Source organism: Streptomyces sp. NPDC002564, from assembly GCF_042889645.1.
GTDB lineage: Bacteria > Actinomycetota > Actinomycetes > Streptomycetales > Streptomycetaceae > Streptomyces.
Window position 1 is genome coordinate 148,550 of record NZ_JBIARE010000013.1, and the last position, 20,799, is coordinate 169,348.

Sequence of the window (20,799 nt, forward strand, 5' to 3'; positions counted from 1 at the left end):
CGGTTGGCCAACTCACCGCGACAAGGCTGTTACGGAGCGAGGCCCTCCGGCCCGTCGAGCCCCTCCTCGAACTCCCCGAACTCCCCTTCCGCGGGCGCCGAACCGTCCGGGACCTCACTGATCTCGCTCTCCGGCGTGAGGCCCTGGCCGACGGCACGGCCCTTGTTCAGGCCGCGGTGCACGGCCTGCGCGATGCGCTCGACGGTCCGCACGCCGTACGCCATCGACGGGTTGCCGTGCGAGAGGACCACGATCCGGTAGGTGCGGCCCTCGCCGGTGAACGCGCCGACGCTGTGCACGCGCCAGCCGAGCGTGGCCCGCGGCAGCCAGCCGTTCTTGAGGTGCGCGCGGACCCCGCGCGGCATCCCCGCGGGCACCCCCCAGCGCTGGTCGCGCCGGACCTCGGCCATCTGCCGCAGCCCGTACGCCCGGGCGCCAGGGCGGAGCACGGCGCGGGCGCCCGTGAGCACGCCGAGCAGCCGCATCTGGTCCGCGGCGGTCGTCCGCGTCAGGCCCCAACGGCCGTACGAGCCGAGCGCGGTGGCGGTCGTCCCGACGCGGTCGAGGAAGCGGGCCAGGTAGGGGTGCCCCAGGTCGCTCCACAGGCGCCGGGCCGCCTCGTTGTCCGATGCGGTGATCATCGGGCGGATCCGGCGCCGCTCCCAGGCGGTCAGGCCGCGCCCCCACTCCTGCGCGCGGCGCAGCGCGGCCTCCATCATCAGGACCTTGACGATGCTCGCCGAGTCGTACTGGCGCCGGCCCGCGAGCTCGCAGACGAGGCCGGTCCGGGTGTCGTGCACGGCCACGGAGACGCTGCCCGTCCGGGACGACAAAGCCGCCCTGATGTCCTTCGACATCCGGGCGGCGAGACCACGGTCGCGGCCGGCCGTGCAGAGCGCGGCACCCTGCCGCACCCCCGCTTCGGCGGCGGTCGCCGGTATCGGAGCGAGCAGGGCCGTGGTGAGCGCCGCGGCGAGAGCCGCGCGGCACTTTCGCAGGTGAGGGGCCATGCCCACATCCTGTCCCGCGGACCGCTCCGGCGGCGCGGTGCCGAGGTCCACGCGAGTGAGCGGGGGCGCGGCGCTCGCCCCGAACCCCTCACTCCGCGCGGCTCCACCGCGGCCCGGCCCCGTGCGGTCCGGCCCGGTGCGGTGCCCGCGGCCGCGTCGTGGCTGAGCGCGCAGTTCCCCGCGCCCCTGACCGTGTGGGTGGATTCCCGCGCGCCTTGATCTGCGGGTGCGTCATGGTTTTAGGGGCGCGGGGAACTGCGCGCTCAGCCACAAGGCACCCGCAGGCCGAAGCGCACGGGAATGCACCCACGGTCAGGGGCGCGGGGAACTGCGCGCCCAGCCCCATCGCACCCGCAGGGAAGGGGGAACGACAGCCTCACCCCACCGACCCCGCCCGGGCAGGGCAAAACCCCCCGTCCCCCCGCCCGGGAGGGCTAGTGCGCGGCGGATTCCCAGTCCGCCCCCACCCCCACCGACACATCCAACGGCGCCCGCAGCGACACCGCCCCCGCCATCTCGCGGCGGACCAGCTCCTCCACCTTCGCGCGCTCCCCCGGAGCGATCTCCAGGACGATTTCGTCGTGCACCTGGAGCAGCATCCGGGACTCGAGCTCCGCCGCGGTCAGCGCCCCGTGCACGTTCAGCATGGCGATCTTGACGATGTCCGCGGCCGTGCCCTGGATCGGCGCGTTCAGCGCCATCCGCTCGGCCATCTCGCGGCGCTGGCGGTTGTCGCTGTTGAGGTCGGGGAGGTAGCGGCGACGGCCCAGCATCGTCTCCGTGTACCCCGTGGCACGGGCCTCGTCGACCGCACGGCGCAGGTAGTCGCGGACGCCGCCGAACCGCTCGAAGTACGTGTCCATCAGCGCCCGCGCCTCGCCCGCGTCGATGTTCAGCTGCTGGGACAGGCCGAACGCGGACAGGCCGTACGCCAGGCCGTACGACATCGCCTTGATCTTGCGCCGCATCTCCGCGTCGACGGCGGAGCCCGCCACGCCGAACACCTGCGAGGCGACGGTCGTGTGCAGGTCCTCGCCGGAGGTGAACGCCTCCAGGAGGCCCTCGTCCTCGGAGAGGTGCGCCATCACGCGCAGCTCGATCTGGCTGTAGTCCGCGGTCATCAGGGACTCGAAGCCCTCACCGACCACGAAGCCGCGGCGGATGGCCCGGCCCTCGTCGGTGCGGACCGGGATGTTCTGCAGGTTCGGGTCGGTGGAGGAGAGCCGGCCCGTCGCGGCCACCGTCTGGTTGAAGGTGGTGTGGATGCGGCCGTCCGCGGCGACCGTCTTGATCAGGCCCTCGACGGTCACCCGCAGCTTCGCCTGCTCGCGGTGGCGGAGCATGATGACCGGCAGTTCGTTCTCCGTCTGGGCCGCGAGCCAGGCCAGGGCGTCCGCGTCCGTGGTGTAGCCGGTCTTGGTCTTCTTCGTCTTGGGGAGGTTCAGCTCGCCGAAGAGGACCTCCTGGAGCTGCTTGGGCGAGCCCAGGTTGAACTCGTGGCCCGCCGCCGCGTGCGCCTCCGTCACGGCCTGCTGCACCGCGCCCGCGAACTGCTGCTCCATGGACTCCAGATGCGGGCGGTCGGCCGCGATGCCGTGCCGCTCCAGACGGGCCAGCAGCGCGGACGTCGGCAGCTCGATGTCGGTGAGCAGGTCGCTCGCGCCGACCTCGGCGAGCTTCTCGCCGAACGCGGTGCCCAGGTCCAGGATGGTGCGGGCCTGCGACATCAGGGAGTCGGCCTCGGCGCGGTCGTCCTCCTCCGTGCCGAAGGCGAGCTGTCCCTCGGCGGCGGACGCGGGCGCCAGCTCACGGCCCAGGTACTCCAGGGAGAGCGCGTCCAGGGCGAAGGAACGGCGGCCCGGCTTCACCAGGTACGCGGCGAGCGCCGTGTCCATGGTGACGCCCGCCACGCTCCAGCCGTGCTCGGGGAAGACCCGCATCGCGCCCTTGGCGTTGTGCAGGACCTTCGGCTTGGCGGGGTCGGCGATCCAGTCCGCGAAGGCGTTCTCGTCGGCTTCGTCCAGGGTGGCCGGGTCGAACCAGGCGGCCGCTCCGCCGGCGGCGGCGAGCGCCACCTCGGTGACCGTGCCCGTGCCCAGCTGCCAGGTGTCGACGGTGGCGACGCCCAGGACCGCCGTGCCGTGCTCGGCCAGCCACGGGGCGAGCTCGCCCGCGCCGAGGACCGTGCCGTCCAGCTCCACGCCCGGCTCGGCCGGGGTCTGCTCGGCCTCCTCCGCGCCCGGGTCGACGGCGAGCAGCCGCTCGCGCAGCGAGGGGTTGCGGATCTCCAGGGTGTCCAGGACCATCGCGAGCGCCGTACGGTCGTAGGCCGCGCGCTCCAAGTCGGTGACCGTCCTGGGCAGTTCCACGTCGCGGACCATCTCGGTCAGCCGGCGGTTGAGCTTGACCGACTCCAGGTGGTCGCGGAAGTTCTGCCCGGCCTTGCCCTTGACCTCCTCGGCCCGCTCGACCAGGTCGGCGAACGAACCGAACTGGTTGATCCACTTCGCGGCGGTCTTCTCGCCGACGCCGGGGATGCCCGGGAGGTTGTCCGACGGGTCGCCGCGCAGCGCCGCGAAGTCGGGGTACTGGGCGGGGGTCAGGCCGTACTTCTCCTCGACCTTCTCCGGGGTGAAGCGCGTCAGCTCGGACACGCCCTTGGTGGGGTACAGCACCGTCACGTGGTCGGTGATCAGCTGGAAGGAGTCACGGTCGCCCGTGACGATCAGGACCTCGAAGCCGGCCGCCTCCGCCTGCGTGGCCAGGGTGGCGATGACGTCGTCCGCCTCGAAGCCGTCGACCGCGAAGCGCACCGCGTGCATCGCGTCGAGCATCTCGCCGATCAGCTCGACCTGCCCCTTGAACTCGTCCGGGGTCTTGGAGCGGTTCGCCTTGTACTCGGGGAACTCCTCGGAGCGCCACGTCTTGCGCGAGACGTCGAAGGCCACCGCGAAGTGCGTGGGCGCCTCGTCGCGCAGCGTGTTCGCCAGCATCGACGCGAAGCCGTAGATCGCGTTGGTCGGCTGGCCCGTCGCCGTCGTGAAATTCTCCGCGGGCAGCGCGAAGAACGCCCGGTAGGCCAGGGAGTGCCCGTCCATGAGGAGCAGGCGCGGACGCTGCTCACCGCCCGCCTTCCGGGCCTTGGTCGCCGCGGTCTCGGACTTCTTCTTCGATGCTGTTTCTGCCACGTCCCCGATCCTGCCACGCCCCACTGACAGTACGGTCCCGCGCGACCCCTGAGCCCCGCATTGTCACCGGTGCGTGGGAGGATCGGAGACGTAGCTCACGCAGGTGCCCGAAGGAGAGTCGACCATGGCAAGCAAGCCGCCCAAGGGCGATCCGGTCCAGGACGCACCCCAGGTCGCCGAGGCCAAGCACGCGGCCGCGGGCCTGCCCGCCATCGGTCACACGCTGCGTGTCGCGCAGCAGCAGATGGGCGTGCGCCGCACCGCGCTGACCCTGCTGCGCGTCAATCAGAAGGACGGCTTCGACTGCCCCGGCTGCGCCTGGCCCGAGGGCGACCACCGGCACGCCGCGGAGTTCTGCGAGAACGGCGCGAAGGCCGTGGCCGAGGAGGCCACCCTGCGCCGCGTCACGCCCGACTTCTTCGCCGCGCACCCGGTCGCCGACCTCGCCACCCGCAGTGGGTACTGGCTGGGACAGCAGGGCCGCCTCACCCACCCCATGTACCTGCCCGAGGGCGCCGAGCGCTACGAGCCGGTCTCCTGGGAGCGCGCCTTCGACATCGTCGCCGAGGAGATCGCGGCGCTGGACTCCCCCGACGAGTCCGTCTTCTACACCTCGGGCCGCACCAGCAACGAAGCGGCGTTCCTGTACCAGCTGTTCGCCCGCGAGCTCGGCACGAACAACCTCCCCGACTGTTCGAACATGTGCCATGAGTCGTCCGGCTCCGCGCTCACCGAGACGATCGGCATCGGCAAGGGCAGCGTCCTCCTGGAGGACCTCCACCAGGCGGACCTGATCATCGTCGCCGGGCAGAATCCGGGCACCAACCACCCGCGCATGCTGTCCGCCCTGGAGAAGGCCAAGCACGGCGGCGCGAAGATCATCACGGTCAATCCGCTGCCCGAGGCGGGCATGGAGCGGTTCAAGAACCCGCAGACCGCGCAGGGCATGCTCAAGGGCACCGCCCTGACCGACCTCTTCCTGCAGATCCGCCTCGGCGGCGACCAGGCCCTGTTCCGCCTCCTCAACAAGCTCGTCCTGGAGACGGACGGCGCGGTGGACGAGGAGTTCGTCCGCGACCACACCCACGGCTACGAGGACTTCGTCGAGGCCGCCCGGGCCGCCGACTGGGACGAGACCCTCGCGGCCACCGGCCTGGAGCGCGAGCGCATCGAGGAGGCCCTGCGCATGGTCCTCGCCTCCCAGCGCACCGTCGTGTGCTGGGCGATGGGCCTGACCCAGCACAAGCACGCGGTGCCCACCATCCGCGAGGTCGTCAACTTCCTCCTGCTGCGCGGGAACATCGGCAGGCCCGGCGCGGGCGTCTGCCCGGTCCGCGGCCATTCGAACGTGCAGGGTGACCGCACGATGGGCATCTTCGAGCGCCCCGCGCCCGCCTTCCTGGACGCCCTGGAGAAGGAGTTCGGCTTCGCGCCGCCCCGCCACCACGGCCTGGACGTCGTGCGCGCCATCAGGGCGCTGCGCGACGGCGAGGCGAAGGTCTTCTTCGCCATGGGCGGCAATTTCGTCTCCGCCTCGCCCGACACGGAGGTCACCGAGGCCGCGATGCGCCGGGCCCGGCTGACCGTGCACGTCTCGACGAAGCTGAACCGCTCGCACGCGGTCACCGGCGCGCGGGCCCTGATCCTGCCCACCCTCGGCCGCACCGAGCGCGACCGCCAGGCCGGCCCGGACGGGAAGGGCGCGGACCAGTTCGTGACCGTCGAGGACTCCATGGGCATGGTGCACGCCTCGCGCGGGCGCCTGGCCCCCGCGGGCAAGCACCTCCTGTCCGAACCGGCCATCGTGTGCCGCCTCGCGCGCCGCGTCCTCGGCAGCGCCTCGCGCACGCCCTGGGAGGAGTTCGAGAAGGACTACGCGAGCGTGCGCGACCGCATCGCGCGCGTGATCCCCGGCTTCGAGGACTTCAACGCGAAGGTGGCGCACCCCGGCGGCTTCGCCCTGCCGCACGCCCCGCGCGACGAGCGCCGCTTCCCCACCGCGACCGGCAAGGCCAACTTCACGGCGGCCCCCGTCGAGTACCCCGCCCTGCCCGAGGGCCGGCTGCTGCTGCAGACCCTGCGCTCCCACGACCAGTACAACACCACCATCTACGGCCTGGACGACCGCTACCGCGGCATCAAGAACGGCCGCCGGGTGGTCCTGGTCAACCCGCGCGACGCCGCGGAGCTCGGCCTCGCCGAGGGGACGTACGCCGACCTGGTCAGCGAGTGGCAGGACGGCGTGGAGCGGCGCGCCCCGGGCTTCCGCGTCGTGCACTACCCGACGGCCAGGGGCTGCGCCGCCGCGTACTACCCGGAGACGAACGTCCTGGTGCCGCTGGACGCCACCGCGGACACCAGCAACACCCCTGCCAGCAAGTCCGTCGTCGTGCGCCTGGAACAATCGGCGATCGATTGAGCGTTTGCTCAGCGACAGGTGACGACGACGAACGAACGGAGCCGGGCCCCATGGGCGAGCAGCACAGCGTGAAGTTCCCGCAGGAGGTCATCGACGAGTACGCCTCGCTCGGTGTCGACCTCCCCTCCCTGTTCTCGGCGGGGCACCTCGGCACCCGCATGGGCGTGCAGATCCTGGAGGCCGCCGCGGAGCGCGTCGTCGGCACGATGCCCGTGGAGGGCAACACCCAGCCGTACGGCCTGCTGCACGGCGGCGCCTCCGCGGTCTTGGCCGAGACCCTCGGCTCGGTCGGCGCGATGCTGCACGGCGGGCCGGACAAGCTCGCCGTCGGCGTCGACCTGAACTGCACGCACCACCGCGGCGCCCGTTCGGGCCTGGTCACCGGGGTGGCGACGCCCGTGCACCGGGGCCGCTCGACGGCGACGTACGAGATCGTGATCAGCGACGAGCAGGGCAAGCGGGTGTGCAGCGCGCGGCTGACGTGCCTGCTGCGCGACGCGACCCCGCAGACCGGCTCGGCGGGCGCGGCGGGCGCCGCGGGCTGATCCCGGGTCCGGTGAAGGACGGAAGGGCGGGCGCCCGCGCATTGTCGGAGCGTGTGGCTCCGCACTAGCGTCGGTGCATGAGGCACCGGATGTCGCTCTGTGCGCTCGCCCTGACCACCGTCGCCGTCACCGCCACCGGATGCGGGGGTTCCGGTTCCGGGACCCCCGACGCGTCCCCCAGCCCCTCGCCGGGCACGACCTCCCCCGAGGACCTGTGCGCCACGATCATCACCCGGTGGGCGGGGAAGATCTACGACGCGGGCGACTCGACCTACGGCGACTACCAGTCGATGGGCCTGTCGAACGGGCAGTATCTGATCCTGCGCGAGGTCCTGGACGCCGCACGCGCCGAGCGCCGGCGCGAATCGGTCGGCGCGGGACGGAAGTTGATCACCCGTCAGGCCCGTGAGCGGTGCGCGGAGCGCTACCGCGACGGCGGGCCGAGCACAGGCCCCTGGACGTGAACGCCATCGGCCCGGTCGAGCCGGGCGAGGACACCTACGGCCACGAGGGCACCCCGGCACCCCCGGTCCGGGTCGCCCCGCACCGGCTCCGCCACCGGCGCGGCACGCTCGCGGCCGGCGCGGCCCTGCTCGTCGCCGCGGCCGGTCTGAGCCTCTACCTGACCCGCCCGCAGCCCCCGCCCCCGCCGCCCGCGCCGTATCCGTCGCAGAGCGTCTCGGTGACGTACACGGGCCGGATGTCGCACCCGAGGCCCGGGGACCGGAGCTTCACCTTCACCGTCGCGTTCGCCCAGGAGTCGGGGCCGCCGGTCACCGTGCGTCGGGTCGGCCAGCCCTCGGTGGCGCTTTCGGTCGGCACCTCCCCCGTCGCCCCTTTCGAGGTGAAATCGGGCCCACCTCGGACATCGATCGTCAGGATGCGCATTCACACCTGCCGGGGCGTGCCCCGGAATGCCGGACTCCCTTTCCTGGAAGTTACGCTGCGTAATACGCGCGCAATGGAGAAGCAGAGTTACATCCTGGGTCCGGAATACGCGAATGATCTTTCCAGGGCGCTGACCGCCGCATGCCCGCGAACACCGCTGTCATGAGTGAAACAGGTGTACGGTCATGCAAGTTGCCCTGGAGATTCTCAGCATGCGGATACGTCGAGATCCACCGAACAAGGCAATATTCAGCCCCAACCGCCCCCCGTGTTCCAGCCCGGAATACTCCGTGGCATAACAAGAGCGTCACAGCCTTGCTCCGACCACTCCACCAGGAACAAAGGCGCCCTTAGAGTCACGGCCAGTCACCGCGCCCACCGGATTCCTGTCAGTTCGGTTCCGCGCTCGACTCGGCATCCCAACAAGGGACAGCCGTGCCAGGGGAAAGGACTGATCGTGCGTCAACGTTCGCTCATAGCCATCACCGCCGCTCTCACCGCGGGGGCTCTCACCCTCACCGCCTGTGGCTCGCGCGACGACAAGGACGACGGAGACAAGGCCGACGGTGGCGGCACCACGGTGGTCATCGGCGTCGACGCGCCGCTGACCGGCGAGCTCTCCGCGCTGGGCCTCGGCATCCGCAACTCCGTCGACCTCGCCGCCAAGCAGGCCAACGCCAAGGAGTACGTCGACGGCGTCACGTTCAAGATCCAGGCCCTCGACGACCAGGGACAGCCCTCGTCCGGCCAGACCAACGCCACCAAACTCGTCGCCGACAAGGACGTCCTCGGCGCCGTCGGCCCCCTGAACTCCTCGGTGGCCGAGTCCATGCAGAAGGTCTTCGACGACGCCAAGCTCGTCCAGGTCTCCCCCGCCAACACCAACCCGGCCCTCACCCAGGGCCCGGACTGGAACGGCGGCAAGAAGGCGCGCCCCTACAAGTCCTACTTCCGTACGGCCACCACCGACGCGATCCAGGGCCCGTTCGCCGCGCAGTACCTGTACAACAAGGCCAAGAAGAAGAAGGTCTTCGTCGTCGACGACAAGAAGACCTACGGCGCCGGACTCGCCGCCACCTTCAAGGACGAGTTCACCAAGCTCGGCGGCAAGGTCGTCGGCACCGAGCACATCAACCCCGACACCAAGGACTTCGGCGCCGTCGCCACGAAGATCCGCAACTCCGACGCGGACCTCGTCTACTACGGCGGCGAGTACCCGCAGGCCGGCCCCCTCAGCAAGCAGATGAAGCAGGCCGGGTCCAAGGCCCCGCTCGTCGGCGGCGACGGCATCTACAGCGCCGACTTCATCAAGCTCTCCGGCAAGCAGGGCGTCGGCGACTACGCCACCTCCGTCGGCCAGCCCGTCGAGGAACTGCCCTCCGCCAAGGAGTTCATCGCCAACTACAAGAAGGCCGGCTTCAAGGAGGCCTACGAGGCCTACGGCGGCTACTCCTACGACAGCGCCTGGGCCATCATCGAGGCCGTCAAGAAGGTCGTCGAGGACAACGACGGCAAGCTGCCCGACGACGCCCGCGCCAAGGTCATCGAGGCCATGAAGGGCGTCTCCTTCGACGGAGTCACCGGCAAGGTCTCCTTCGACGAATTCGGCGACGCCACGAACAAGCAGCTCACGGTCTACCAGGTCAAGTCCACCGACCCCAAGGCCGGCTGGAAGCCCGTGGAGTCCGGCACCTACACCGGGTCCAACTGACCCCGACCCGCACCCACGACACGCCGCGCGGGGCGCTGCAGGCCAGCGCCCCGCGCGGTGTCGCATCCGTCGCATTCGTCACAGGAGCGTGCGGCCGCGCGCAGGCCGACGAGCCACCGCGAAACGGTCGTACGACATCGAAAGACTCGGAGGACCTGCGGTGCACGAACTGCCGCAACAGCTGGTCAACGGCCTGCTACTGGGATCCATGTACGGCCTGATCGCCATCGGCTACACAATGGTCTACGGCATCGTCCAGCTCATCAACTTCGCCCACGGCGAGATCTTCATGACCGGCGGATTCGGTGCCCTCACGGTCTGGCTCTGGCTGCCCGGAGGCACCAGCATGTGGGCCGCCGTGCCCCTCATGCTGATAGGCGCGATATTCGTCTCCACCACCATCGCCATCGGCGCCGAACGCTTCGCCTACCGGCCCCTGCGCGGAGCACCACGCCTCGCCCCGCTCATCACGGCCATCGGACTCTCCCTCGCCCTCCAGCAAGCCGTGTGGGCCTGGTACCCCGAAGCGAAGTCCGCCCGCTCCTTCCCCGAACTGCCCGGCGGCTCCATCCACATCGGCTCCGTCACCATGCAGCCCGGCGACATCTTCCTGCTCGTCGCCGCACCCCTGTGCATGCTCGCCCTCGGCTACTTCGTCATGAAGACCCGCATCGGCCGCGGCATGCAGGCCACCGCGCAGGACCCCGACACCGCCAAGCTCATGGGCATCAACACCGACCGCGTGATCGTCGTCGCCTTCGCCATCGGCGCCGCCTTCGCCGGCATCGCCGCCGTCGCCCGCGGCCTCAAGTACGGCCAGATCGACTTCCGCATGGGATTCATCCTCGGCCTCAAGGCCTTCACCGCGGCCGTCCTCGGCGGCATCGGGAACATCTACGGCGCCATGATCGGCGGCGTCGTCCTCGGCCTCGCCGAATCCATGGCCACCGCCTACATCAACGACGTTCCCGGCATGGACAAGCTCGGCGGCCAGTCCTGGGCCGACGTCTGGGCGTTCGTACTCCTCATCGTCGTCCTCCTCGTCAGGCCCCAGGGGCTCCTCGGCGAGCGCGTCGCGGACAGGGCGTGACAACCATGACCACACACACCACAGCAGCCGACACCCTCCACAAGGACCAGCCCGCCACCGGGCTCATCCCCCTCCCCGTCGGCCCCGCCCGCGCCCTCGCCACCGGCGGCGGCATCCTCACCGTCATCTCCGCCTTCCTCGCCTGGACCTGGACCTCCGCCTTCCCCGGCGACCTCACCGTCTACGGCTACCCCGGCGGCCTCCAGTGGCTCGTCCTCATCGCCGGCGCGCTCACCACCCTCTTCGGCCTCGCCTCCTACGGCGTCAAGGGCGTCCGCGCCCTCGCCCCCGCCGGAGCCGACGCCGCCGTCAAGTTCGCCGCCCTCGCCGCCTTCGCCACCGCCTGGTACACGATCATCGCGATCAGCGACAAGCTCGGCGGCCTCGCCAACCTCGAACCCGGCGGCTGGGTCGCGGCCGTCGCCACCCTCGTCGCCCTCGTCGGCGCCCTCGCCCTGCCCTTCCCACGACCGCACACCTACCCGGTCGACGAGGAAGACAGCTCCTGGGAACAGTTCAAGCACCGCGCACGCAACGCCAACACCATCGTCAAGGGCGCCTTCGCCGCGGAAACCCCGGCCCCGCCCCGCAAGCTCAACTCGTACCTCGAGATCCTGATCATCATCACGGCCCTCGCCACCGGCCTGCTCGTCTTCACCTACGGCATCGGCACCGAGTACGACGAACTCTTCATCGGGTTCCTCATCACCGTCGGCCTCAGCTTCGCCGCACTCGCCAAGGCAGGGCTCGTCGCCCAGGTCTCCACGTACACCGCGCGCCACCGCAACATCACCCTCATCGGCGCGTTCCTCGCCGCCGCCGCCTTCCCCTTCACCCAGAGCGACGACCAGTACGCCACCATCGGCGTCTACATCCTCATCTTCGCCACCGTCGCCCTCGGCCTGAACATCGTCGTCGGCCTCGCCGGACTCCTCGACCTCGGATACGTCGCCTTCCTCGGCGTCGGCGCCTACGCCGCGTCCATGGTCTCCGGCTCGCCCTCCTCGCCCTTCGACGTCCACCTGCCGTTCTGGGGAGCCATCCTCGTCGGCGCCGGCGCCTCCCTCGTCTTCGGCGTCCTCATCGGCGCCCCCACCCTGCGGCTGCGCGGCGACTACCTCGCCATCGTCACCCTCGGATTCGGCGAGATCTTCCGCCTCGCCGCCAACAACTCCGACGGCTCCTCCGGACCCGACATCACCAACGGATCCAACGGCATCTCCTCGATCCCGAACCTCAAGATCCTCGGCTTCGACTTCGGGCTCGAACACAGCATCGCCGGCTTCACCATCGGCCGCTTCGCCAACTACTTCTTCCTGATGCTGCTCATCACCCTCGTCGTCGTCCTCGTCTTCCGACGCAGCGGCGACTCCCGGATCGGCCGCGCCTGGGTCGCCATCCGCGAGGACGAGACCGCCGCCCTCGCCATGGGCATCAACGGCTTCCGCGTCAAACTCATCGCGTTCGCCCTCGGCGCCTCCCTCGCCGGACTCGCCGGCACCGTCCAGGCCCACGTGACCTACACCGTCACCCCCGAGCAGTACCAGTTCGCCAACTCCGTCCCGCCGAACTCCGCCTTCCTGCTCGCCGCCGTCGTCCTCGGCGGCATGGGCACCATCAGCGGACCCCTCGTCGGCGCCTCCCTGCTCTACCTCATCCCCAACAAACTCCAATTCCTCGGCGACTACCAGCTGTTCGCCTTCGGACTCGCCCTCGCCCTCCTGATGCGCTTCCGCCCCGAAGGCCTCATCCCCAACCGCCGCCGCCAACTCGAGTTCCACGAAGCCGAGCTCAGCCCCGGCGAGACGCCGCCGCCCGCAGCCCTCAGCAAGACAGGGGTCTGACCATGACCACGGACACCACCACAGAGGACCGCACCCCCGCCGCCCCGGCCGGCGAGACCGTCCTCGACGCCCGCGGCGTCACCATGCGCTTCGGCGGCCTCACCGCCGTCCGCTCCGTCGACCTCACCGTCAACAGCGGAGAAATCGTCGGCCTCATCGGCCCCAACGGCGCCGGCAAGACCACCTTCTTCAACTGCCTCACCGGGCTCTACATCCCCACCGAGGGAGAAGTCCGCTACAAGGGCAAGATCCTGCCCGCCAAATCCTTCAAGGTCACCGCCGCGGGAATCGCCCGCACCTTCCAGAACATCCGTCTCTTCGCCAACATGACGGTCCTGGAAAACGTCCTCGTCGGACGCCACACCCGCACCAAGGAAGGCCTCTGGTCGGCCCTCCTGCGCGGCCCCGGTTTCCACAAGGCGGAGGCCGCCTCCAAGGCCCGCGCCATGGAACTCCTCGAATTCGTCGGCCTCGCCGACAAGGCCGAACACCTCTCGCGCAACCTCCCCTACGGAGAACAGCGCAAGCTGGAAATCGCCCGCGCCCTCGCCAGCGAACCCGGCCTGCTCCTCCTCGACGAGCCCACCGCCGGCATGAACCCCCAGGAAACCCGCGCCACCGAAGAACTCGTCTTCGCCATCCGGGACATGGGCATCGCCATCCTCGTCATCGAGCACGACATGCGCTTCATCTTCAACCTCTGCGACCGCGTCGCCGTCCTCGTCCAGGGCGAGAAACTCGTCGAAGGCACCAGCGAGACGGTGCAGCAGGACGACCGCGTCATCGCCGCCTACCTCGGCGAGCCCTTCGAGGAGAACAACTCATGACCGCACTCCTTGAGGTCGAGGACCTCCGCGTCGCCTACGGCAAGATCGAAGCCGTCAAGGGCATCACCTTCAAGGTCGACGCCGGCGAGGTCGTCACCCTGATCGGCACCAACGGCGCGGGCAAGACCACCACCCTGCGCACCCTGTCGGGCCTGCTCAAGCCCGTCGGCGGCGCCATCAAGTTCAACGGCAAGCCGCTGCGCAAGTACCGCGCGGACCAGATCGTCGCCCAAGGCCTCGCGCACTCCCCCGAGGGCCGGCACATCTTCCCGCGCATGACCATCGAGAACAACCTCCGCCTCGGCGCCTACCTCCGCTCCGACAAGGCGGGCATCGAGAAGGACATCCAGCGCGCCTACGAGCTCTTCCCCATCCTCGGGGAACGCAAGAAGCAGGCCGCGGGCACCCTCTCCGGCGGCGAACAGCAGATGCTCGCCATGGGCCGCGCCCTGATGTCCCGGCCCAAGCTGCTCATGCTCGACGAACCCTCCATGGGCCTCTCGCCGATCATGATGCAGAAGATCATGGCGACCATCGCCGAGCTCAAGGCCAACGGCACGACGATCCTCCTCGTCGAGCAGAACGCCCAGGCGGCGCTCTCGCTCGCCGACCACGGACACGTCATGGAGGTCGGCAGGATCGTCCTCTCCGGCACGGGCAGCGACCTGCTGCACGACGAGTCCGTGCGCAAGGCGTACCTGGGCGAGGACTGAGCGGCCCCGCCGCCGCGCACACGAGGAGGCCCGCACCCCGTCCCGGGGTGCGGGCCTCCTCGTACGCCGTACGTCCGTACGCGCCCGGGGCTAGCCCTTGGACGCCTTCTTCTCCTCGGCGTCCTCGATGACGGCCTCGGCGACCTGCTGCATGGACAGCCTGCGGTCCATCGACGTCTTCTGGATCCAGCGGAACGCGGCGGGCTCGGTGAGGCCGTACTCCGTCTGCAGGATCGACTTCGCGCGGTCCACCAGCTTGCGGGTCTCCAGGCGCTGGGAGAGGTCGGCGACCTCCTTCTCCAGCGTCTTCAGCTCCGTGAAGCGCGAGACGGCCATCTCGATGGCCGGGACGACGTCGGTCTTGCTGAAGGGCTTCACGAGGTACGCCATCGCACCGGCGTCGCGGGCCCGCTCCACGAGGTCGCGCTGGGAGAACGCGGTGAGCATCAGCACGGGGGCGATGGACTCCTCGGCGATCTTCTCGGCCGCGGAGATGCCGTCCATCACGGGCATCTTCACGTCCAGGATCACCAGGTCCGGCTGGTGCTCGCGGGCCAGCTCGACGGCCTTCTCGCCGTCACCGGCCTCGCCCACGACGCTGTAGCCCTCTTCCTCGAGCATCTCTTTGAGGTCGAGCCGGATCAGGGCCTCGTCCTCGGCGATGACGACACGGGTCGTCAGCGGAGGCACGTGCGACTTGTCGTCGTCCGACGCGTCAATGGGCTGGGGCGACTCGGGGGCGGTCACGGGGGGCTCCTCGTTCATGGCAGGTGCACTGCCCCTGCAGCCTACCTAGCTGCGGCGCCGTGCGGTGACCCGGTACACTTCCGGCAGCGCCTGGCCGGGTTGGTGGAACGGTATACACGGAGGTCTCAAACACCTCTGCCTGAGAGGGCTTGCGGGTTCGAATCCCGCACCCGGCACTCGTCGAAAGCGGAGATCCACGTTCTCGTGGATCTCCGCTTTTCGTCTTCCCCGGCGCCGGGCCGTGACACAGAGTGGCCGTATGAACGTTCACGGCTCAGAGGTGCGCCGACGGGCCCTCGCCCTGCTCCGCGACGGCGCACGGAACGCGGACGTCGCCCGCGCACTGGACGTCCCGGCCGGGACCGTCGGCTATTGGCTGCACCGGGACCGCGAGCGCCGGGGCACCTGTCCGGGCCGGCACGATCCCCCCTGCCCCCGTTGCGACGACCGCGACCTCGACGGGCCGGCCTACGCGTATCTGCTGGGGCTCTATCTCGGGGACGGGCACATCATCCGGTACTCGGCACACCGCGTCCCCAGCCTCATGATCACCTGTGGTGACGCGTGGCCCGGTCTCAAGGACGACTGCGAGAGGGCCATGCGCGCGGTCTTCCCCGACAACGCCGTCTGCCGGGTGCGCCGAACCGGCTGCCAGAACATCAAGGTCTACTCCAACCACCTGGGGTGTCTGTTCCCCCAGCACGGTCCAGGCCCGAAGCACGAGCGCACCATCGCCCTCGCGCCCTGGCAGAAGCAGATCGTCGACGTCCACCCCTGGGACCTCGTCCGCGGGCTCGTCCACTCCGACGGCTGCCGCATCACCAACTGGACGACCCGCACGGTCGGCGGTGAGCGCAAACGGTACGAGTATCCGCGGTACCTCTTCACCAACAAGTCCGACGACATCCGTCGGCTCTACACCGACACCCTCGACCAGCTCGGCGTCACGTGGACGCACTGCACCCGGCACGGAAACCCGTACAACATCTCCGTGGCCCGCAAGGCCTCCGTGGCGCTCATGGACACCCACGTGGGCCCCAAGCACTGACCACCGGAGCGGGCGCTCCCCTACTTCGGGCTGTCGTCTACTTCGGGCTGTCGTCCTCGCCGATGTGGTGGATGCGGACCAGGTTCGTGGAGCCGGGGACGCCGGGCGGGGAGCCGGCCGTGATGACGACGACGTCGCCCTTCTGGCAGCGGCCGATCTTCAGGAGGAGCTCGTCGACCTGGTCGACCATCGCGTCGGTGGAGTCGACGTGCGGGCCGAGGAGGGTCTCGACGCCCCAGGTGAGGTTGAGCTGGGCGCGGGTGGCCGCGTCGGGGGTGAAGGCGAGGAGCGGGATCGGCGAGCGGTAGCGGGAGAGGCGGCGGACCGTGTCGCCGGACTGCGTGAAGGCGACGAGGAACTTGGCGCCGAGGAAGTCGCCCATCTCGGCGGCCGCGCGGGCGACGGCGCCGCCCTGGGTGCGGGGCTTGTTGCGCTCGGTCAGCGGCGGCAGCCCCTTGGCGAGGATGTCCTCCTCGGCGGCCTCGACGATGCGGCCCATGGTCCTGACCGTCTCGACGGGGTACTTGCCGACGCTGGTCTCGCCGGAGAGCATCACCGCGTCGGTGCCGTCGATGACGGCGTTGGCGACGTCGCTGGCCTCGGCGCGCGTGGGCCGGGAGTTGTCGATCATCGAGTCGAGCATCTGGGTGGCGACGATGACCGGCTTGGCGTTGCGCTTGGCGAGCTTGATGGCGCGCTTCTGGACGATCGGCACCTGTTCGAGGGGCATCTCGACGCCGAGGTCGCCGCGGGCGACCATGATGCCGTCGAAGGCGGCGACGATGTCCTCGATGTTGTCGACGGCCTGGGGCTTCTCGACCTTGGCGATGACGGGGAGGCGGCGGCCTTCCTCGTCCATGATGCGGTGGACGTCCTCGATGTCGCGTCCGCTGCGGACGAAGGAGAGCGCGATGACGTCGAAGCCCGAGTTCAGGGCCCAGCGCAGGTCGGCCTCGTCCTTGTCGGAGAGGGCGGGGACGGAGACGGCGACGCCGGGGAGGTTGAGGCCCTTGTGGTCGGAGACCATGCCGCCTTCGACGACGGTGGTGGTGACGCGCGGGCCGTCGACCGCCGTGACCTCGAGGCTCACCTTGCCGTCGTCGACGAGGATGCGCTCGCCGGTGGTGACGTCGTCGGCGAGGCCGCCGTAGGTGGTGCCGCAGAGCTGGCGGTCGCCCTGGACGTCGGGTTCGACGGTGATGGTGAACTCGTCGCCCCGTTCGAGTAGTACGGGGCCTTCGCGGAAGCGGCCGAGGCGGATCTTCGGGCCTTGAAGGTCGGCGAGGATGCCGACGCTGCGGCCGGTCTCCTCGGAGGCCTTGCGCACGCGGTGGTAGCGCTCCTCGTGCTCGGCGTAGGTGCCGTGGCTGAGGTTGAAGCGTGCCACGTCCATTCCGGCTTCGACCAGTGCCTTGATCTGGTCGTACGAGTCGGTGGCGGGTCCCAGGGTGCAGACGATTTTCGCTCGGCGCATGGTTCGACCCTAGGCCTTACCGGCGGGTAGAGAATTGGCCGGGGGTGACTACTCAACAACCTTTGCATGAAGGGCTCTTGACAAGTGTTGAATTGTGCGGGGCACCGCTCATAGGAGCGGCGCCCCCGCTCCGCGGGGGTCGGGTGAGGCCTATCGGACGATGTCGTCCAGGTGGGCGTCGAGTGCGGCGAGGCCGGGGTGGTCGAGGATCCGGTCGAGGGTGCGCCGGCGCATCTCGGCGCGGTGGGCGGTGGTGATCTCGTGCGGGGTGACGGCGAGGGTGCGGGCGAGTTCCGCCGTCCGTTCGGGCGTGAGGCCTTCGTCGAGTGCGACGGCCGCGATGGAGACGATCCGGACGTGGGCGTCGATGTCGTCGGTGTCGTATCCGGCGAGCCGGTACTGCCGCAGCAGCCAGCGGGCGAAGCCGCCCCGGCCGCCGGGGTCGCCGTCGGTGGGGCCGGTGCCGTGGTGGTGGTTCATGTGCGTGTTCCGCCTGACGCGTGCGAGGGGGCCGGTGGGGGCGAGGGGGTCGGGGCGTGGCCAACAGGGTGGTTCGTCACGGGTGTTGCTGGATCCACCAGACGGCGAGGCTGACGATTCCGGTGCCGAGGCCGTAGCAGGTGCCGCGCAGCAGGTGGGTGGCGGCGTCGTGGCGGCGGCGTCGGCACGGGTCCTTGTCGGGCGGGGGCGGGAGGGGTTCCTCGTCCGGCGGGAGGGGGGTCGTGCGGGCGGGCTTCGGCTTACGCTGGGGCATGGCAGGGCCTCCTGAGGGCGTTCCTGTCGAGGAGCCTGTCGGCGGTCGGTGGCCTAGGAACCGGAGACCGCCTGGCAGGCCCTTCGCCGTGTGGGTGCGGCGCGCGTGCGGGCGCGGCGCAGGTGCGGGTGCGGCGCTGGTGGCTGGGTGGTGTCAGTGCTGTTGGGCGCAGTGCTGGAGGCGGTCGGCGATCTCGCGTTCGGGGCGGCAGACGAGCACCGGATCGGTGTCGTCGCGGGCGGCGAGCCGTTCGACCTCGGCGGTGATGCCGGGTTCTCCGGCGCGCTGGGGCGGGCAGTTGCGGCGGACGTAGGCGGTGAATTCACCCATGCCCTTGACGAAGGCGTCGCTGGGTCCGTCGAGATGGTGCTGGAGCTGGTCGAGCCAGTGGGCGGCCTCGGGGTCCTCGCCGCGGCCGAGGTGGTGGAGGTGGAGGCAGTAGGCGGCGCTGCGGTTGCCGGCGCCGGCGGCGAGCTGCCACCAGAACTGGGCGCTCTCGGGGTGTTCGGCGAGGTGGAGCATGCAGGCGAAGATGTGGGCGCCGTCGACGTCGAGGTCCTTGAGGGGGGCGCAGGTGCCGTCGAGTCCGTCCTCCCCTATCTCCTGGGCGAGTCGTTCGACGTGGTCGGCGGCGCCGGCCTGGTTGAGCGACCAGCGCACCACGACGGAGAGTTGCTGGCGGGCCCGGGAGACGGGCGGCACCTCCCGGGAGGGTGGTACGTACCCGGCGTCCTCGGCGAGGCGGCGCAGTCCGGCGCCCACGTCGAACGGCCGTCGCCGGGTGCGCAGTTCCGCGCCTGCCTGGGCCAGCAACGTCTCCATGGTGGTCATTTCGGGTCCCCCTCGGTCTTGATGTGTGAGGCCACGGCGGGCTCGAGCCGCTCCTTCGCCTTGCGGCAGTGGTAGTCGACGGTGCTGGGCGTGACGCCCATGTACCAGCTGATCCACCGGGTGTCGTACTGCAGGACGTACCGCAGGACGATCGCGTCGAACTGGCGGGGCGGGAGCGTGCCCATGGCCTGGAACAGGCCTGTCTCGCCGCGCAGCAGTGTGAGGCGTGCGCGGAAGGCTTCCAGTGTCTGGGATATGACGACCCGTCGGAGGATCGCCCAGGTGTGCTGCTGGAGGTTGCCCTCTTCGGTGAGGGCGTCCCAGTGGCGCAGGATCTCGAGGAACGCCCGGTGCACGGCGTCCTCGGCGGCGCCGTTGCTGCCGAGTTGCAGTAGTGCGTAGGAGTGGAACGCTTCCTGGTTGGACAGGTAGAGCGCCTCGAATTCCAGCGGCAGGGGCAGCACGGCTTCGGCCACCGGACTGCTGCCGTCCTCCGCGTGGACATCTTCGGTCATGAGTTCTCTTCGTCGAGGGCTTGATGCGAAGGGCGCCCGTCAACTTCCGTTCCGTCGCCCACTGGTGAGGGACACTCAACCGGGCGATACGGGCGAACACGCATGCGCCCGCAATCGAAAATTACTCAATGATCATTGAACGCTGCACAACGTCACCACATACTGATGGGTAACGGAGGGTGACCATGGGGTTCACGGAGACGCCCGGGGCGAGGTCTACGCCAATCCCGACGCCTCACGTGACCCAACTCACACGCCAGTCCGCCCTGTTGGGCCGCCCTGCAGACACGTACGGGTGAATTCACCCGAACACCGGGACCTCAGGGCCGCAGGTCCGGCGGCGTCATCGTGAAGCGCGCGTTGACCTGTGCGTAGACATGCTGGCGCTGCGGTTCGAGGTCGAGCGGGGCGGCCTCCTCGGCGAAGTCGGCGGCGCCGCCGTACGCGGCGGCCCGCATGCCGCCCGCGGGCATGCCGTACCCGGGGACGGGGGCGCTGTCGGCGCCGATGTCGGCGAGTTCGACGAGGGCGGCGAGGCCGGTGCCCAGGGCCTCGGCGTACTCGCGGGCGCGCTGGACGGCTTCGCGGACGGCCTGCTGGCGTGCGGCCCGGTGGGTGGGCGAGTCGTGGCGCAGCGCCCACCAGGGGCCTTCGATGCGGGTGAGGTCGAGGTCGGCGAGGCGGGTGGTGAGTTCGCCGAGGGCGGTGAAGTCGGTGAGTTCGGCGGTGGTGTGGACGCGGCCGTGGTAGGCGCGGACGCGTTCGCCGCGGCCGTGCTTGGTCAGTTCGGGGCTGATGGAGAAGGAGCCGGTCTCCAGCTTCTCGACGGCGTCGCCGTAGGTCTTCACGAGGTCGAGGACGGCGGTGTTGCGCCGGGTGAGGTCGTTGAGGGCGTCCCTGCGGTCGGTGCCGCGGGCGCTGACGGTGATGCCGATGCGGGCGATCTCCGGGTCGACCTCCAGGTGCGCCTCGCCGCGGACGGCGAGGCGGGGGGCGTCGGGGGTGCCGTAGGGGGTGGGGGCCGCGGGGCTGGTGGAGTCCATGGCGTCACTCTCGCACCGCGGGGCGGGCCGGGACAGGCGGTGGGGCCCGGACGGGCGGTGGGGCGCGGCACCGGACAGTCATCGGATCGAAACCTGGGGGGTCTGTTGCGGGTGCGGTGGCCGGGGTCAGAATCTACGCGCGTTACATCGGT

The 20,799-nt window shown here is 70.3% G+C and carries 19 protein-coding genes and 1 tRNA gene; 11 read left to right on the forward strand and 9 right to left on the reverse strand.

The window, feature by feature from the left end; translation table 11 throughout:
- Positions 1–29: 29 nt before the first annotated feature.
- Both ACFYXE_RS33565 and polA read right to left on the reverse strand, forming a co-directional pair.
- Positions 30–1,010 (reverse strand): serine hydrolase, encoded by a 981-nt coding sequence (locus ACFYXE_RS33565; protein ID WP_389319116.1) that lies wholly within the window; start codon positions 1,008–1,010, stop codon positions 30–32.
- Positions 1,011–1,444: 434 nt separating this feature from the next.
- The gene (gene polA, locus ACFYXE_RS33570; protein ID WP_389319172.1) at positions 1,445–4,108 is read right to left on the reverse strand and encodes a DNA polymerase I; all 2,664 of its coding nucleotides are present in this window, start codon (positions 4,106–4,108) and stop codon (positions 1,445–1,447) included.
- Between the two features lie 214 nt (positions 4,109–4,322).
- Here polA and ACFYXE_RS33575 point away from each other — a divergent pair, with 214 nt between their 5' ends.
- The 9 genes from ACFYXE_RS33575 (at position 4,323) to ACFYXE_RS33615 (ending at position 14,235) form a co-directional block, all read left to right on the forward strand.
- Positions 4,323–6,617 (forward strand): FdhF/YdeP family oxidoreductase, encoded by a 2,295-nt coding sequence (locus ACFYXE_RS33575; RefSeq protein ID WP_389319118.1) that lies wholly within the window; start codon positions 4,323–4,325, stop codon positions 6,615–6,617.
- 50 nt (positions 6,618–6,667) lie between these two features.
- Entirely contained in the window at positions 6,668–7,162 is a 495-nt protein-coding gene (locus tag ACFYXE_RS33580) for a PaaI family thioesterase (RefSeq protein WP_389319120.1), read from the forward strand.
- Between the two features lie 77 nt (positions 7,163–7,239).
- Positions 7,240–7,626, forward strand: a complete 387-nt coding sequence (locus ACFYXE_RS33585; protein ID WP_389319122.1) for a hypothetical protein — start codon at positions 7,240–7,242, stop codon at positions 7,624–7,626.
- Positions 7,623–8,216, forward strand: a complete 594-nt coding sequence (locus tag ACFYXE_RS33590) for a Tat pathway signal sequence domain protein (RefSeq protein ID WP_389319124.1) — start codon at positions 7,623–7,625, stop codon at positions 8,214–8,216. The genes ACFYXE_RS33585 and ACFYXE_RS33590 overlap by 4 nt, the downstream gene beginning before the upstream one ends.
- Positions 8,217–8,507: 291 nt before the next feature.
- Positions 8,508–9,761 carry a branched-chain amino acid ABC transporter substrate-binding protein gene (locus ACFYXE_RS33595; RefSeq protein WP_389319126.1) on the forward strand — a complete coding sequence of 418 codons (1,254 nt, stop codon included), beginning with the start codon at positions 8,508–8,510 and terminating at the stop codon, positions 9,759–9,761.
- Between the two features lie 160 nt (positions 9,762–9,921).
- Positions 9,922–10,851 (forward strand): branched-chain amino acid ABC transporter permease, encoded by a 930-nt coding sequence (locus ACFYXE_RS33600; protein WP_389319128.1) that lies wholly within the window; start codon positions 9,922–9,924, stop codon positions 10,849–10,851.
- A gap of 5 nt (positions 10,852–10,856) precedes the next feature.
- A complete protein-coding gene (locus ACFYXE_RS33605; protein WP_389319130.1) occupies positions 10,857–12,695 on the forward strand; it encodes a branched-chain amino acid ABC transporter permease in 1,839 nt (612 codons plus the stop codon).
- Positions 12,696–12,697: 2 nt separating this feature from the next.
- Positions 12,698–13,522, forward strand: a complete 825-nt coding sequence (locus ACFYXE_RS33610; RefSeq protein WP_361170730.1) for an ABC transporter ATP-binding protein — start codon at positions 12,698–12,700, stop codon at positions 13,520–13,522.
- On the forward strand, positions 13,519–14,235 hold the full coding sequence (locus ACFYXE_RS33615) for an ABC transporter ATP-binding protein (RefSeq protein ID WP_389319132.1): 717 nt from the start codon (positions 13,519–13,521) through the stop codon (positions 14,233–14,235). The genes ACFYXE_RS33610 and ACFYXE_RS33615 overlap by 4 nt, the downstream gene beginning before the upstream one ends.
- A 90-nt stretch (positions 14,236–14,325) precedes the next feature.
- On the opposite strand, the gene ACFYXE_RS33620 is transcribed toward ACFYXE_RS33615, so the two are convergent.
- The gene (locus ACFYXE_RS33620; protein WP_389319134.1) at positions 14,326–14,982 is read right to left on the reverse strand and encodes an ANTAR domain-containing response regulator; all 657 of its coding nucleotides are present in this window, start codon (positions 14,980–14,982) and stop codon (positions 14,326–14,328) included.
- 93 nt (positions 14,983–15,075) lie between these two features.
- Here ACFYXE_RS33620 and ACFYXE_RS33625 point away from each other — a divergent pair.
- Together ACFYXE_RS33625 and ACFYXE_RS33630 are read left to right on the forward strand one after the other, a co-directional pair.
- Positions 15,076–15,158: transfer RNA gene (locus ACFYXE_RS33625), tRNA-Leu, on the forward strand.
- A gap of 83 nt (positions 15,159–15,241) precedes the next feature.
- Positions 15,242–16,030, forward strand: a complete 789-nt coding sequence (locus ACFYXE_RS33630; RefSeq protein ID WP_389319136.1) for a helix-turn-helix domain-containing protein — start codon at positions 15,242–15,244, stop codon at positions 16,028–16,030.
- Between the two features lie 37 nt (positions 16,031–16,067).
- Here the strand turns inward: ACFYXE_RS33630 and pyk are convergent, their stop codons facing one another.
- From pyk to ACFYXE_RS33660, 6 genes are all read right to left on the reverse strand, one after another.
- On the reverse strand, positions 16,068–17,504 hold the full coding sequence (pyk, locus tag ACFYXE_RS33635; RefSeq protein WP_389319138.1) for a pyruvate kinase: 1,437 nt from the start codon (positions 17,502–17,504) through the stop codon (positions 16,068–16,070).
- A gap of 150 nt (positions 17,505–17,654) precedes the next feature.
- Positions 17,655–17,984, reverse strand: coding sequence for a hypothetical protein (locus tag ACFYXE_RS33640; RefSeq protein WP_389319140.1), 330 nt, complete (start codon positions 17,982–17,984; stop codon positions 17,655–17,657).
- 76 nt (positions 17,985–18,060) lie between these two features.
- Positions 18,061–18,258 carry a hypothetical protein gene (locus ACFYXE_RS33645; protein ID WP_389319142.1) on the reverse strand — a complete coding sequence of 66 codons (198 nt, stop codon included), beginning with the start codon at positions 18,256–18,258 and terminating at the stop codon, positions 18,061–18,063.
- 153 nt (positions 18,259–18,411) lie between these two features.
- Entirely contained in the window at positions 18,412–19,089 is a 678-nt protein-coding gene (locus ACFYXE_RS33650; protein WP_361170709.1) for a hypothetical protein, read from the reverse strand.
- Entirely contained in the window at positions 19,086–19,604 is a 519-nt protein-coding gene (locus ACFYXE_RS33655; RefSeq protein ID WP_389319145.1) for an RNA polymerase sigma factor, read from the reverse strand. Before ACFYXE_RS33655 ends, ACFYXE_RS33650 begins: the two co-directional genes overlap by 4 nt.
- A 320-nt stretch (positions 19,605–19,924) precedes the next feature.
- Positions 19,925–20,647 carry an SIMPL domain-containing protein gene (locus ACFYXE_RS33660; RefSeq protein WP_389319147.1) on the reverse strand — a complete coding sequence of 241 codons (723 nt, stop codon included), beginning with the start codon at positions 20,645–20,647 and terminating at the stop codon, positions 19,925–19,927.
- Positions 20,648–20,799: the final 152 nt, after the last annotated feature.